The organism is Streptomyces sp. NPDC028314, assembly GCF_055565795.1.
Window position 1 is genome coordinate 209330 of record NZ_JBVHTP010000008.1, and the last position, 13489, is coordinate 222818.

Consider the following 13489-nt stretch of genomic DNA (forward strand, 5'->3'; position numbering starts at 1 on the left):
AATGAGCTCCTGCTGGTCTGCTCGCTCGTGCTGCTCGTCGCCGTCGCGGCGGTACGCATCTCTTCACGCAGCGGCCTGCCCAGCCTGCTCATCTACCTCGGCATAGGCATAGCGATAGGCCAGGACGGCATCGGCAACGTCGTGTTCGACAACGCCGAGCTGACCCAGGTGATCGGCTATGCCGCGCTCGTCGTGATCCTCGCCGAGGGCGGTCTGGGCACCAAGTGGAAAGAGATCAAACCCGCGCTGCCGGCCGCGATCGTGCTGTCGCTGGTCGGCGTCGCGGTCAGCGTGGGCATCACGGCGGCGGGCGCGCACTACCTGGTCGGACTCGAATGGCGGCAGTCCCTCCTGATCGGCGCGGTCGTCTCCTCGACGGACGCCGCGGCCGTCTTCTCCGTACTGCGCAAGGTCCCGCTCCCCTCCCGGATCACGGGTGTGCTGGAGGCGGAGTCCGGTTTCAACGACGCACCCGTGGTCATCCTGGTGGTGGCCTTCGCGACCGTCGGACCGGTGGACGAGTGGTACGTACTGCTCGGCAAGATCGCGCTGGAGCTGGCGATCGGCGCGGCGATCGGCCTGGCGGTGGGCTTCCTGGGCTCGTACGGGCTGCGGCACGTGGCCCTGCCCGCCTCGGGCCTCTACCCGATCGCCGTGATGGCCATCGCCATCACCGCGTACGCGGCCGGCGCCATGGCGCACGGGTCCGGCTTCCTCGCGGTGTACCTGGCGGCAATGGTGCTGGGCAACGCGAAGCTGCCGCACTGGCCGGCCACCCGGGGGTTCGCGGACGGGCTCGGCTGGATAGCGCAGATCGGCATGTTCGTGCTGCTGGGTCTGCTGGTCACCCCGCACGAGCTGGTCCACGACTTCTGGCCGGCGGTGGTCATCGGGCTGGTGCTGACGATGGTGGCGCGGCCCCTGGAGGTCTTCGTCTCGCTGCTGCCGTTCCGGATCCCCTGGCAGGAGCAGGCCCTGATGTCGTGGGCGGGCCTGCGCGGGGCCGTGCCCATCATCCTGGCGACCATCCCGATGGTGTCCGGGATCGAGGGCAGCGACCGCGTCTTCAACATCGTCTTCGTGCTCGTCGTCGTCTACACCCTGGTGCAGGGGCCGACCCTGCCGTGGCTGGCGCGCAAGCTGAAGCTCGGCGACACCGACGAGACCGCCTCGGACCTGGGCATCGAATCGGCGCCGCTGGAGAAGCTGCGCGGGCACCTGCTGTCCTTCGCGATACCCCCGGCCTCGCGGATGCACGGTGTGGAGGTCAGCGAGCTGCGGCTGCCCGCCGGGGCGTCGGTGACGCTGGTGGTGCGGGACGCGAAGAGCTTCGTACCGGCCCCGTCGACGGTGCTGCGGCGCGGGGACGAGCTGCTGGTGGTGGCCACGGATCCGGTACGGGACGCGGCGGAGGCGCGGCTGCGGGCGGTGGCCCGCGGCGGCAAGCTGGCGGGCTGGCTGGGCTCGGGCAACGGCCAGAACCGGAAGTGAACGCGGTGCACGTGGTGAACGCGGCGAACGCGGTGCACCTAGTGAACGCGGCGAACTTGGCGAACGCGGCGAACTCGGTGAACGATTCCGTTTAGAGCGGCGTTCTAATTCGGCCATTTTCGGTGGTGTGCGCCCGGGTCTGACCCCATATATGCGGGTTTTGGAATGCGAAGTTCCAGTTAATCGCAGGTGAAGACATCGCCTTGTCGCCGTAATCACAGGGCGTGATAGTGGATTCCCCTGTACGATGAAGGCACACCATATCGAACCAACTCTGCCTGACGCAGAGCTGGCGCGACCGCAAAGCGGCCGTGGCACCCTCCCGCAGTGGGCGCCCAGGTATCACTCGGTTCTGCGCAAGAGGACAGCTCTCGGGGCTCCCACATGTACGGGTGCGATCGCTCACAAGGTGATGCATCGTCCGCAGTCGGGGAGTTCTACCAGGCAGCGGAAAGGCCAGGCCGTGACATCCGCGGTCACGACCGACAAGTCCGCCCGCCCCGGCTACGGGCAGCTCCTGCGCACACCCGGCGCCCTCGGCTTCCTGCTCCCGGGCTTCGCCGCCCGGCTGCCCTTCGGAATGCTGACCATCAGCATCCTGCTGCTCGTCCAGCACACCACCGGTTCCTACGCCAGCGCCGGCATCGTCGCCGCCGTCACCGGTATCTCCATGGCGCTGTGCGCCCCCGTCATGGGCAACCTCACCGACCGCCACGGCCAGAGCGCCGTGCTGCTGCCGGGGGTCCTGATCCACTCCGCCGCCGTGAGCGGCCTGGCCGCGCTCGCCCTGGCCGGCGCGCCCGTCCTGGCGCTCGCCGCCGCCGCGATCCCGGCCGGCGCCTCCGTGCCGCAGGTCGGCCCGATGGTCCGGGCCCGCTGGGCCGCCAAGCTGGAGGGCTCGCCGCTGCTGCCGACGGCCGCCGCGTTCGAGTCCGTCACCGACGAGTTCACCTTCGTCGTCGGCCCCGTCCTGGCGACCGCGCTCTGCACCGGCCTGCACCCCTCGGCCGGCCTGATCACCGAGGCCACCCTGACCCTGCTCGGCGGCCTGCTGTTCGCCGCCCAGCGCGCCACCCAGCCCAGGACCCACGTCCAGGCCGCCGGCTCCGCCAAGCGCGCCTCGGCCCTGTCCTTCCCCGGCCTGCGCGTCCTGATCGTCGCGTTCCTCGGGATCGGCGCCGTCTTCGGCGGCATGCAGGTCTCGCTGGCCGCGTTCTCCAACGAGATCGGCAACCCGGGCGCCAACGGCCTGCTGTACGGCGTCTTCGCGGCCGGCAACATGGTCGCCGGCATCGCCTGCGGCGCCATCGCCTGGAAGATCGGCCCGCGCCGCCGGCTGCTGCTCGGCTATATCGGCCTGACCGCCGCCGCGTCGCTGCTGTGGGCGGCCGACTCGATGGCCCTGCTGGCAGCGCTCGGCCTGCTGGTCGGACTGTGCATCGCCCCGGCCCTGATCACCGGCTACACGATGATCGAGTCGCTGATCCCGGCGAACGCCCGCACCGAGGCCTTCACCTGGCTGACCGGCGCGGTCGCCTTCGGGCAGGCCATCGCCGTGATCGTGGCCGGCCGGCTGACGGACGCGCACGGTTCCTCGTACGGCTTCCTCGTGCCGCTGGCGGCCACCGCCGTGGCGCTGGTCACCCTGCTGGCCCTGCGGGCCAAGCTCGCGCCGACGGCTCCGAGCCGGATCGTGAGCGCTTCGGGGACCGCCGAGAAGCGCGTTCAGCAGCGCGACCTGAGCACGGTCTGAGCGTGGCCTGAGTCACCGCACGCCGAGGACGGTGGACTGATCGGCCGGAATACGTCACCATGGAGCGTCGTTAGCACTCATTGAGTCAGAGTGCCAGGAGGAAATTCGTGCCGACCTACCAGTACCAGTGCACCGAGTGCGGTGAGGGCCTTGAGGCCGTGCAGAAGTTCACCGATGACGCACTGACCGTGTGCCCGAACTGCGACGGACGCCTGAAGAAGGTGTTCTCCGCGGTCGGCATCGTCTTCAAGGGCTCCGGTTTCTACCGGAACGACAGCCGTGGCGCTTCGTCGAGCAGCACCCCTGCCTCGAAGCCGGCGTCGTCTTCGTCGTCCACGACGTCGACCGCCGCCCCGGCCGCCTCGTCGTCCTCGACGGCCGCCTCCAGCGGCAGCTCCACCTCGGCCGCCTGATCCCACCGGGTTTCCGTCAGGCCCCGCCGCCCTTCCCGGGCAGCGGGGCCTTTCGCGTACCCGGTTTCGGCGCCCGGTTAGGGTGGCCGCATGGTGAATGCAGAGATCGGCGTGATCGGCGGCTCGGGGTTCTACTCCTTCCTGGAGGACGTCTCCGAGATCCAGGTGGAGACCCCGTACGGCCCCCCGAGCGACTCCCTGTACCTGGGTGAGCTGGCCGGCCGGACGGTGGCGTTCCTTCCGCGGCACGGGCGCAGCCACACCGTGCCCCCGCACAAGATCAACTACCGGGCGAACCTGTGGGCCCTGCGCTCGGTCGGCGTCCGCCAGGTGCTCGGGCCCTGCGCGGTGGGCGGGCTCCGCGCCGAGTACGGTCCGGGCACGCTGCTGGTCCCCGACCAGCTGGTCGACCGTACGAAGTCCCGCGCGCAGACCTTCTTCGACGGGGAGCCGCTGCCCGACGGGTCCGTCCCGAACGTCGTGCACACCACCTTCGCCGACCCGTACTGCCCCGTCGGCCGCTCCGTGGCGCTGGAGGCGGCCCGGGGGCGCGACTGGGAGCCGGTGGACGGCGGCACCATGGTCGTCATCGAGGGGCCGCGCTTCTCGACGCGGGCGGAGTCGCGGTGGCACGCGGCGGCGGGCTGGTCGGTGGTCGGCATGACGGGCCACCCGGAGGCGGTCCTCGCCCGCGAGCTGGGGCTCTGCTACACCTCGATGGCGCTGGTCACGGACCTGGACGCGGGCGCGGAGACGGGCGAGGGCGTGTCCCACGCCGAGGTCCTCAAGGTGTTCGGCGAGAACGTCGGGCGGCTGCGTGAGGTGCTCTTCGACGCGGTGGCCGCCCTCCCGCCGACGGAGTCCCGCGCCTGCCTGTGCACGCACGCGCACGACGGCTGGGATTTGGGCATCGAGCTGCCGTAGCGCCTGGGCGGCGGGGTGTCACGTTCCGCGGGGCTGTCCGGTCTCAGCTGGTGAAGGGCGGCCACCGGGGCCGTCCGGCACAGAAGGCGACGACCATGCCGCGCATCTCGCTCACCCCGCCCCGCACCCTCCTCAACCGCATCGGCGCCTGGTACTCGCGCCGCGCCTACGGCAAGGTGCTGGAACCGGGCCTGGCCTACGGCCACAACGCGCGCGTGCTGCTCTCGTACGTCCGCCTCGAACAGCGGGCGGCGAAGTGGAACGCCCTCGACGCCGGGCTGAAGCACCTCGCGGTGATGGCGGCGGCGGCGCGCATCAACTGCTCGTGGTGCCTGGACTTCGGCTACTGGGAGGGCCAGGGGATGGGGCTGGCCCCGAAGAAGGCCGGGAAGGTGCCGCGGTGGCGTGAGGCCCGCGAGGCGTTCACCGAGCTGGAACTGCTGGTCATGGAGTACGCCGAGGCCATGACCGAGACCGAGCCCGCCGTCACGGACGAGCTGGCCGCCGGGCTCATCGCCCGGCTCGGGGAGGCCGCGTTCGTCGAACTCACCGCGGTGGTCGCGCTGGAGAACTGGCGCTCGCGCGTCAACAGCGCCTTCGGCCTGACCAGCCAGGGCTTCGCGGAGGCCTGCGAGATCCCGGCCGGGCCTCGGGGCGGGTCGGGGGCGGGGGGTCACTCCTGAGGGTGAGGAAGTTTTCCACAACCTGGGGATCGTCCACAGGCGCCGGCGGGATGCGGCGGGGCGGCGGATCGTGAGGGGTGTCCGGGCAGCAGCCCGGACCTCGGACTCGATTCGGCTCGGCGGTGTTCCCCCATGTCCAGTACGGCTTCCCGGATCTCCGGTACGGCTTCCCGGGGCTCGTCCCCTCACCTTCCCTCCCCTTCCGCGTGCCCTCCCGCGCGCCCCGTTCCCCTCTTCCCCCCGCTGCGCGTGGGGCGGGGCGGGGACCGGCTGCGGCGCGCCGTGCGGCGTCGGCGACGGGCCGGCGCGGCCGGGCTGGCCGTCGTGGCGGCCGCCCTGGCCGTCGGGGGTGCGGAGGCCCGGGCCTCCCGGGACCCCGCACCGCCCGAGGCGAAACCGCCGCCCGCGGTGGTGCGGATGGTGTCGGCCCCGGTGCGCATCGCGGACGCGGCGACGGTGCGGCTGCTGCGCCCGGGGGACCGGGTCGACGTGGTGGCGGCGGAGCGCGCCGGACCGCCGCGGGTGGTGGCGGTGGCGGCCCGCGTGGCCGAAGTGCCCGAGCCGGACAAGGGCGTTGCGGACGGCGGGGCGCTCGTGGTGCTGTCCGTGCCCCGTGAGACGGCGCGCGCCCTCGTGGGGGCGGGCAGCGTATCCCGGCTGGCGGTGACACTGTGCTGAATCGTACGCACACACGGTCAAGTCGCCTTGATTCGGACGCCGATTGGACACGCCGGGCCCGGACTGCCGTAGCTTTCGGAACCGTTGGCTCCGCCATGGAGCCGAGGACGATTGAAGAGGGGTTCAGTGGTGAGCGACAAGAAGACCGGCGTTCTGGCAGGCTTCAAGGCCTTCCTGATGCGCGGCAACGTGGTCGACCTCGCGGTGGCCGTGGTCATCGGTGCGGCGTTCACGAACATCGTGAATTCCGTCGTCAAGGGGATCATCAGCCCGCTGGTCGGCGCGATCGGCACCAAGGACCTGGACAAGTACTCGTCCTGCCTGAAGGCCCCGTGCCGGACGGATGCGACGGGGACCGTCGTCAGCGGTATCCCGATCATGTGGGGCACGGTGCTGAACGCGACGCTCAGCTTCCTGATCACCGCGGCGGTCGTCTACTTCCTGATGGTGCTGCCCATGGCCAAGTACCTCGCCAGGGTGGAGCAGCGCCGCAAGGCCAGGGAAGGCGTCCAGGAGACCATGGAGATCACCGAGCTGGAGGTCCTCAAGGAGATCCGGGACACCCTCGTCGCCCAGCGCAACGGCTCCGGCTCGGTCGCCGGCCGGGTCGACGGCCAGGCTCAGCGCCACGGCCAGGCCCAGGGGTACGGCCAGGGGCGCGACGGCGCGCTCTGAGCCACCGCGCTCAGACGTGGTGGGGCGGCTTCTCGTCGAGGAAGCGGGCCAGATCGGCCGCGCTCCCGCCGGCGGGAGGCCGCTCGCCCCACCCCCGGTCGGTGTCGTCCGAGGACTGCTGGTCCAGCGGGTCGTCGAAGACGAGCCTGGCCTTCGGCTTCGGCCTGGCCGCGGGCGTGACGGCGGGCGCCGGCTCGGGCTCGGGGTTCGCGTCCTGCGGGTCGGAGGCGGGGGCGGTGCTCATGCCTCCAGGGTACGGCCGCCCCCGCTCCCGCCCCGGCCGCCGGCTCCGGCTCCGGCTCCGGCTAGGGCTCGGCTCCCGGCTCCGGCTATGGCTCCGCTCAGCTGGGGGCTTCCGCGCCCCTGCGGGCGTAGAACCACCAGCACACCGCCAGGCAGGTGGCGTAGAAGCCGATGAACAGCCAGAGTGCGCTGGTCACCGCCATGGCCGCGAACATCGCCGGGATGAAGAAGAAGCCGTAGGCGGCGATGGCGGAGGAGAAGCCGGTGACGGCGCCCGCTTCCATCTCGGACTGCTTCAGCGCCGCGGCCTGGACTTCGGGCCCCTGGCCCTCGGCCGCCTTCATGTGCTGGTCCCGGAAGATGACCGCGATCTGCCGGAAGGTCGAGCCGTTGCCCAGGCCGGAGAAGGCGAAGGCGGCGAGGAAGCCGATGAAGAAGGCCCAGAAGTCGCCCGCGTCCCCGCCCGAGGGCAGGGCGAAGACGACGACCACCAGCGCCGCGGCCATCCCGACGAAGGACAGCATGGTGACCCTGGCGCCGCCCATCCTGTCGGAGAGCCAGCCGCCGGCCCAGCGCATGAGCGCGCCGATGAAGGGGCCGATCCAGGCATAGGTGGTGGCCTGGTAGCCCTGGGCCTCGAAGTTGTTCTTGATCAGCAGCGGCAGGCCCGCGGCGAAGCCGATGAAGGATCCGAAGGTGCCGACGTAGAGCCAGGTCATCAGCCAGTTGTGCTTGCGCTTGAAGATGATCTTCTGCTGGCTGAAGGGGGCCGCGGCCACCCTGAGGTCGTTCATCAGGAACCAGGCCACCAGCGCCACGACGACCAGCAGCGGCACCCAGAGGAAGGCGCCGTTCTGCAGCCAGATGTCGGTGTTCTCCTTGGCGTCGTGCTGCGGGCCGCCCGCCGGGGCACCCAGTACGGCCGCCGTGACGACCAGCGGCGCGACCAGCTGGACCACGCTGACGCCGAGGTTGCCGAGACCACCGTTGAGCCCGTTGGCGCTGCCCTTCTCCCGTTTGGGGAAGAAGAAGCCGATGTTGGCCATCGAGGAGGCGAAGTTCGCGCCGCCGATGCCGCAGACGGCGGCGATCAGGGCCAGTTCCCAGTACGGGGTGTCGGTGTCCTGGAGCGCGAAGCCCAGCCACAGCATCGGCACGATCAGGATGAAGGTGCTGACGGCGGTGAACTTCCGCTCGCCGAACATCGGCCCGATGAAGGTGTACAGGATCCGGAAGGTGCCGCCGGTGATGCCGGGGATGGCCGTCAGCCAGAAGAGCTGCGACTTCGAAAAGCCGAAGCCGACGTCGTTCAGTTTGACGACGGTGACCGACCAGACCTGCCAGACCACGAAGCCGAGCATCAGCGCGGGGATCGATACCCAGAGGTTGCGCTGGGCGACCCGGCGGCCGGTGGTCTGCCAGAAGCCTTCGTCCTCGGGCCGCCAGTCGCCGATGGTGGCGCCGGGCCTGTAGGTCTCGGCCCGGTGCGAGCGGCACGCTGTCGGGGTGGGCGTGGGTATGGACATGGTCACCTGTCCTTCGGGTCGAGGAGCCACAGGCCGATCACGACGAGGAAGGACAGGATCAGGAATCCCGCCCCCCACCAGGCCGTGCCGGTGTTGCCCTCCATCCACTCGTTGACGGTCACGGTCAGCGCCCAGAGCTGGCCGACCACCACCGTGAGGGCCAGGAAGAGCCGGGCGTTGAGCTTCGAGGAGCGCTCCGGCTCCTGTTCGGTGCCGGCGCCCGGGCCGGGTCCGGTGTGCCGGGTCCGGGGGTCGCCGTACCCGCTGGTGGGGCGGATCTGCGGATACCGCTCGCGCACCGGCCGGTTCAGCCGGGCCTGGGCACTGCCCGGGTGGTACTCGGGCCGGGGAGGAAGCTCCGCGGGCGGGGGAGGAAGCTGTGCGTCGCTCATGTACGCCCGCTCTCCGTGGCGGCGCGGACCGCGCCGGGGCAGCGCAGCTGTGCGGCGTCCACCGGATGGTTGTCCCCGAACTGCCGGCACAGCGCGTCCTTGGCCGGCTCTCCCGACCTGGCGGTGGCGACGGCCCAGACGCTGCCGTCGGCCTGCTCGGTCAGGAAGACCTTGGGCAGCGGGCGCGGTGGCGGGCCCGCGGTCACCGCGCCGCTGCGCACGTCGAAGACGCCCTCGTGGCACGGGCAGTACAACTCCCCGTCGGGACCGCGGTCCTCGCGCCACAGCACGCCGCAGGCCAGGTGGGTGCAGACCGCCGAGTACCCGACGAGGCTGCCGTCGCCCAGCCGTACCGCCAGGGCCCGGTCCTCCTCGCCGGGGAAGCGGAAGGCCACGGACTGGCCCGGCGCCAGCCGGTCGGTGACCTTCTTGGGCGCGGGCAGCTGCTCGCTGTCCCCGTGCCGGTGCAGGATGCCGGCGGCGACACCGACCCCGCCGACGGCCAGGCCGCCGGAGACGGTGGCGACGATCCGCAGGTAGTCGCGGCGGGTGGTGAGGGAGTCGGCGCTGATCCGGTCCCGGAGCTGTTCGGCGGCCTCGTCCTCGGCCTCCGGACCCGGACCACCGCCGGGAGCGGGCTGCTGGGTCACGCTCATCGGACATCGACTCCATTGATCTCGACGACGGGCAGGCCGCCGGGGACGGGCCACTGGACCTTGTCGGCGGGGACGACCATCGCCACCCCGGTGCTGACCATCACGTCGCCGAAGGCGAAGGAGTCGGCTACCTGCACGCCGGGGCGCTCGGCCCGGAGCTCTTCGAGGGTTCCGTAGAAGAGGGCTCCGGTCGGGCAGACGGTGGCGCACATGGGGGCCAGGCCGTAGGCGGTGCGGTCGTAGCAGAGGTTGCACTTCATCTGCAGCTTCGCCTGGAGGTCGATCTTCGGGACGCCGAAGGGGCAGGCGTTGACGCAGTTGGCGCAGCCGATGCAGCGGGAGGTGTCGGCCTGCTGGACCACTCCGTCGGCGGTGACCAGGATCGCGTCGGCGGGACAGACCTCGGCGCAGGGGGCGACCGGGTCCTCGCAGTGCATGCAGACGGTCGGGAGGGAGGCGACGGACATGCCGGGTTCGGTGTAGTCCAGGTGGATCATCGACTTGCCGCGGTGCGAGTCGCATTCGCGGCAGGCGGAGACGCAGGCCTGGCAGCCGATGCAGCGGCCAGGGTCGATGAAGATCGTGCGGCCCATCATGGCGCGGTCAGCTCCTCTCCGAGGTGCCACGGCCCTGGGGGGACGTGGGGGGCAGGGGGTCGGTGCGCGAGACCTGGGTCTCCGGATAGGCCTCGTGCCCCGGGGCCGTGGGCGGTGCGGGCACCTCGTCGATGCGTTCGGCAGCCTCGATCCGGGCGGCGCAGACCTTGTACTCGGGGATCTTCGAGCGGGGGTCGAGGGCGTCGATGGTCAGGGCGTTGGCGGCCGTCGGGACGGGCCAGTGGTAGGGGACGAAGACCGTGTCGGGCCGGATGGCCTCGGTGACCAGGGCCGGGAAGACCTCGCTGCCGCGGCGGGTGACGACCCGTACGGGATCGCCGTTCTGGAACCCGTGCGAGGGGTGGACCTCCACCCAGGGGCGGGGGGTCTGTTCGACGAGGGCGCCCAGGCGGCGGGTCTGGTTGCCGGAGAGGAAGTGCGCGACGGTGCGGCCGGTGGTGAGGGAGAGGGGGAACTCCTCGGTGTAGGCGTCCATGGGCGGATGCCATTCCACGACCTGGAGGTGGATCTTGCCGTCGGGGTGGTAGGTCCGGCCGTCCTCGAAGAGCCTCGGGGTACCGGGGTGTTCGGTGGAGGGGCAGGGCCAGGCGATCCCGCCGGTCTCCTCCAGGCGTTCGTAGGTGATGCCGTAGTAGTCGTTGACCGTGCCGGCGGACGCGATCCGCAGCTCCTCGAACACCTCGCGGGAACCGGGGAACTCGAAGTGCTCTCCGGCGCCGAGCCGCCGGGCGAGCTCGCAGATGACCCAGGTGTCGGTGCGCACGCCCGCGGGGGGCTCCTGGGCCTTGTTGTGCTTGACCACCCGAGCCTCGGCGTTGGCCATGACGCCCTCGTCCTCGGCCCAGGTGGTGACGGGGAAGACGACGTGGGCGTTGGCCGCGGTCTCGGAGAGGAAGAAGTCGAACTGGGCGTGGAACTCGGCGGCGTCGTACCCGTCCTTGACCACCGCGTAGTTGGGGAGGGAGACGAAGGGGTTGTTGCAGATGCCGATGAGGCCGCGGATCTCGCGGCGCTGCATCTGCCAGACCATCTCCATCATGGAGGTGCCGGCGCCGGGGAGCTCCGACTCCTCGATGCCCCAGATCTCGCAGATCTGCCTGCGGTGCTCCGGGTTGGTGATGGAGCGTCCACCGGGCAGGAGGTCGGACTTCTGGCCGTGCTCGCGGCCGCCCTGGCCGTTGCCCTGGCCGGTGATGGTTCCGTAGCCGGCGCCGGGCTTGCCGATGTTCCCTGTGGCCACGCACAGGTTGATCACGGACAGGCAGTTCTCGACGCCCTGGGAGTGGTGCTCGATGCCACGCGCGTGCCAGGCCATGGCCCGGTCCGCGCCGGCGAAGACGCGGGCGACCTGGACGATCTGCGCGGCCGGGATCCCGCAGATCTCGGCGGACCGGGCGGGCGGGTAGTCGGCGACGGTCTTCTTGACCTCCTCCCAGCCGGTGGTGTGGGCGGCGAGGTAGGCCTCGTCGGTCAGCCCCTCGGCGATGACCACGTTCAGGACGGCGTTGAAGAGGGCGGAGTCGGTACCGGGCTTGAGGGCGACGTGGATGTCGGCGGTGCGGGCGATGGCCGTCTCGCGCGGGTCGATCACGATCAGCGAGGCGCCCCGGTCCCGGGCTCCCCACAGGTACTGGGTCATCACGGGGAAGCACTCCCCCACGTTGGACCCCGCGATGAGCAGGCAGTCGCTGAGCAGGATGTCGGAGAAGGGGTTGCCGGCCCGGTCGATGCCGAAGGCGAGTTTGTTGGCGCCGGCGGCGCTGACCATGCACAGGCGGCCGTTGTAGTCGACGTGCTTGGTCTTCAGCGCCACCCGGCCGAACTTGCCGACCAGGTAGGTCTTCTCGGAGAACAGGCTGGCGCCGCCGAGCAGCCCGAAGGCGTCGTTGCCGTACTCGCCCTGGATGCGGCGGATCTCGGAGACGGTGAAGTCGAGGGCCTCGTCCCAGGAGCACTCCCGGAACTCCTCGTCCCGGGAGCGGCGCATGAGGGGCGAGGTGAGCCGGTCGGGGTGGTTGACCTGCTGGTAGGCGTTGATGCCCTTGGGGCACAGCCGCATCCGGTTGATGTCGTGGTTGCGGGGCTCCACGCCGAAGACCTTGCCGCCCCTGTCGACGCGCAGGTACATCCCGCACTGCACCCCGCAGAAGCAGCAGTGGGTGGGGACGAGGGTCTCGCCGTTCTGGTCGGCGTGCCACTGGTCGGCCGGGATGCCGCCCGCGTCGCGGAAGTTGCGGGTGCCGGGCGGGGCGATCGACGGGTCCAGCGGTACGGGCACGGGCCGCGGCACGGCCTTGGAGGGGTCCGTCGCGGTCACTTGAAGCCCTTCTTCACGTGTGACAGGTAGGCGTTGCCGCGCAGCACCCGCTTGCAGCGGGGGCAGTACTCCACGAAGGCGTTGAAGTCGAGCTTCAGGTCCCGCATCGTGCCGCGCAGGTTCTCGACGTACGGGGCGGTGTCGATGGGCTCCCCGCAGCGTTTGCAGGCGAAGACCTGCTCGTCCTGGCGGGCGGTGTACTTGAAGAGCTGCATGCCGACGGCGGCGGGCCGCTGGACGATGTGGAAGAACTTCCCGAAGGGGATGTAGATCAGGGTGAAGACCACCGACACCATGTGCAGGATCGCGAGGAACTCGTAGCCCCCGCCGTGCAGGAAGATCGACGAGAAGGTCAGCAGCAGGCCCGTCACGGAGATCACGATCAGGCAGATCAGCGGGAGCAGGTCGTAGGCGAACCGCTGGCCGGTGATGGCCCCGCGGTCCTTCATCCGCCGCCACAGGAAGTACGAGGCGCCGGGGATGACCAGCACGGCCGCGATGTCGAGGCCGTGGAACATCAACCAGCCCAGGAAGTCGAGCGAGTCGAAGCCGAGGACCTTGAAGCCCCAGACGCGCATCTCGTAGCCGGGACCGGCGCCGCTGTCGGCGGTGAAGGTGAACCATCCCCAGGTCAGCGGGAAGGTGATGAGCGCGGCCAGGATGCAGCCCCAGAACATCAGCTGGTGGGCGGCCCAGCGGGCGCGGGAGCGGGCGCCGAGGAACTTCTGGAAGCCGAGGTAGGTGGCGATCATCTTCGGCAGGGCGGTGGGTGCCGTGCGGAAGTTGTCGGCCGAGAAGAAGCTGCCGAAGCCCTTCTTGAAGAGGCGGCGCGCGCCGGGCGCGGAGACCCAGACCGTGTAACGGTAGGCCACGCCGAAGGCCAGGAAGACGGTGGCGACGGCGTAGGGCAGCAGGGCCGAGTCGAAGTCGCGCAGCAGCCGGCTGCCGAGCACGATCGCGAGGACGAGCAGGAGCGAGACGACGGCGCCGGCCAGGGTGGCCCGTGCGGTGACGGACCGCGCGGCCGGCGGGAGCGTCGCTGTCCCCGCCGCCCCGGACTCGGTCGGAGGCGGGGAGGGCGGCGGCTCTGCGGCGAGGACATCTGAGGGCTCGGACACAGC

The 13489-nt window shown here is 70.9% G+C and carries 14 protein-coding genes; 7 read left to right on the forward strand and 7 right to left on the reverse strand.

Annotated elements, in window-relative coordinates; genetic code table 11:
* Positions 1-27: 27 nt before the first annotated feature.
* From ACZ4TG_RS20040 to mscL, 7 genes are all read left to right on the forward strand, one after another.
* Positions 28-1491: a potassium/proton antiporter gene (locus ACZ4TG_RS20040; protein ID WP_468164509.1), complete on the forward strand. Its 1464-nt coding sequence runs from the start codon at positions 28-30 to the stop codon at positions 1489-1491.
* Positions 1492-1903: 412 nt separating this feature from the next.
* Positions 1904-3244, forward strand: coding sequence for an MFS transporter (locus ACZ4TG_RS20045; protein WP_468164511.1), 1341 nt, complete (start codon positions 1904-1906; stop codon positions 3242-3244).
* Between the two features lie 107 nt (positions 3245-3351).
* Complete coding sequence (locus ACZ4TG_RS20050; protein ID WP_468164513.1) at positions 3352-3657, forward strand: FmdB family zinc ribbon protein; 306 nt, start codon at positions 3352-3354, stop codon at positions 3655-3657.
* A 90-nt stretch (positions 3658-3747) separates the two neighbouring features.
* The gene (locus tag ACZ4TG_RS20055) at positions 3748-4581 is read left to right on the forward strand and encodes an S-methyl-5'-thioadenosine phosphorylase (RefSeq protein ID WP_468164515.1); all 834 of its coding nucleotides are present in this window, start codon (positions 3748-3750) and stop codon (positions 4579-4581) included.
* A gap of 95 nt (positions 4582-4676) precedes the next feature.
* Complete coding sequence (locus ACZ4TG_RS20060; RefSeq protein WP_468164517.1) at positions 4677-5264, forward strand: carboxymuconolactone decarboxylase family protein; 588 nt, start codon at positions 4677-4679, stop codon at positions 5262-5264.
* A gap of 282 nt (positions 5265-5546) precedes the next feature.
* On the forward strand, positions 5547-5942 hold the full coding sequence (locus tag ACZ4TG_RS20065; protein ID WP_468164519.1) for a hypothetical protein: 396 nt from the start codon (positions 5547-5549) through the stop codon (positions 5940-5942).
* A gap of 129 nt (positions 5943-6071) precedes the next feature.
* On the forward strand, positions 6072-6617 hold the full coding sequence (gene mscL, locus ACZ4TG_RS20070; RefSeq protein ID WP_468164521.1) for a large conductance mechanosensitive channel protein MscL: 546 nt from the start codon (positions 6072-6074) through the stop codon (positions 6615-6617).
* A 10-nt stretch (positions 6618-6627) separates the two neighbouring features.
* Here the strand turns inward: mscL and ACZ4TG_RS20075 are convergent, their stop codons facing one another.
* The 7 genes from ACZ4TG_RS20075 to ACZ4TG_RS20105 all read right to left on the reverse strand — a co-directional run bounded on the left by ACZ4TG_RS20075 (position 6628) and on the right by ACZ4TG_RS20105 (position 13486).
* Positions 6628-6861: a hypothetical protein gene (locus tag ACZ4TG_RS20075; protein ID WP_468164523.1), complete on the reverse strand. Its 234-nt coding sequence runs from the start codon at positions 6859-6861 to the stop codon at positions 6628-6630.
* A gap of 97 nt (positions 6862-6958) precedes the next feature.
* Positions 6959-8386 carry a NarK family nitrate/nitrite MFS transporter gene (locus ACZ4TG_RS20080; RefSeq protein WP_468164525.1) on the reverse strand — a complete coding sequence of 476 codons (1428 nt, stop codon included), beginning with the start codon at positions 8384-8386 and terminating at the stop codon, positions 6959-6961.
* 2 nt (positions 8387-8388) lie between these two features.
* Positions 8389-8778, reverse strand: a complete 390-nt coding sequence (locus ACZ4TG_RS20085; protein ID WP_468164527.1) for a hypothetical protein — start codon at positions 8776-8778, stop codon at positions 8389-8391.
* Positions 8775-9434 (reverse strand): QcrA and Rieske domain-containing protein, encoded by a 660-nt coding sequence (locus ACZ4TG_RS20090; RefSeq protein ID WP_468164529.1) that lies wholly within the window; start codon positions 9432-9434, stop codon positions 8775-8777. The genes ACZ4TG_RS20085 and ACZ4TG_RS20090 overlap by 4 nt, the downstream gene beginning before the upstream one ends.
* Complete coding sequence (locus tag ACZ4TG_RS20095; RefSeq protein WP_468164531.1) at positions 9431-10030, reverse strand: 4Fe-4S dicluster domain-containing protein; 600 nt, start codon at positions 10028-10030, stop codon at positions 9431-9433. Before ACZ4TG_RS20095 ends, ACZ4TG_RS20090 begins: the two co-directional genes overlap by 4 nt.
* A 7-nt stretch (positions 10031-10037) precedes the next feature.
* Positions 10038-12368: a molybdopterin oxidoreductase family protein gene (locus ACZ4TG_RS20100; protein WP_468164533.1), complete on the reverse strand. Its 2331-nt coding sequence runs from the start codon at positions 12366-12368 to the stop codon at positions 10038-10040.
* On the reverse strand, positions 12365-13486 hold the full coding sequence (locus ACZ4TG_RS20105; RefSeq protein ID WP_468164535.1) for an MFS transporter: 1122 nt from the start codon (positions 13484-13486) through the stop codon (positions 12365-12367). The genes ACZ4TG_RS20100 and ACZ4TG_RS20105 overlap by 4 nt, the downstream gene beginning before the upstream one ends.
* Between the last annotated feature and the right edge of the window lie 3 nt (positions 13487-13489).

Excerpts from the sequence above, each read along its gene's own strand:
- ACZ4TG_RS20045 (WP_468164511.1), top strand. The coding sequence starts at position 1,904 with ATGCATCGTCCGCAGTCGGGGAGTTCTACCAGGCAGCGGAAAGGCCAG.
- ACZ4TG_RS20055 (WP_468164515.1), top strand. The coding sequence starts at position 3,748 with ATGGTGAATGCAGAGATCGGCGTGATCGGCGGCTCGGGGTTCTACTCC.
- ACZ4TG_RS20060 (WP_468164517.1), top strand. The coding sequence starts at position 4,677 with ATGCCGCGCATCTCGCTCACCCCGCCCCGCACCCTCCTCAACCGCATC.
- ACZ4TG_RS20075 (WP_468164523.1), bottom strand. The coding sequence starts at position 6,861 with ATGAGCACCGCCCCCGCCTCCGACCCGCAGGACGCGAACCCCGAGCCC.
- ACZ4TG_RS20080 (WP_468164525.1), bottom strand. The coding sequence starts at position 8,386 with ATGTCCATACCCACGCCCACCCCGACAGCGTGCCGCTCGCACCGGGCC.
- ACZ4TG_RS20085 (WP_468164527.1), bottom strand. The coding sequence starts at position 8,778 with ATGAGCGACGCACAGCTTCCTCCCCCGCCCGCGGAGCTTCCTCCCCGG.
- ACZ4TG_RS20090 (WP_468164529.1), bottom strand. The coding sequence starts at position 9,434 with ATGAGCGTGACCCAGCAGCCCGCTCCCGGCGGTGGTCCGGGTCCGGAG.
- ACZ4TG_RS20095 (WP_468164531.1), bottom strand. The coding sequence starts at position 10,030 with ATGATGGGCCGCACGATCTTCATCGACCCTGGCCGCTGCATCGGCTGC.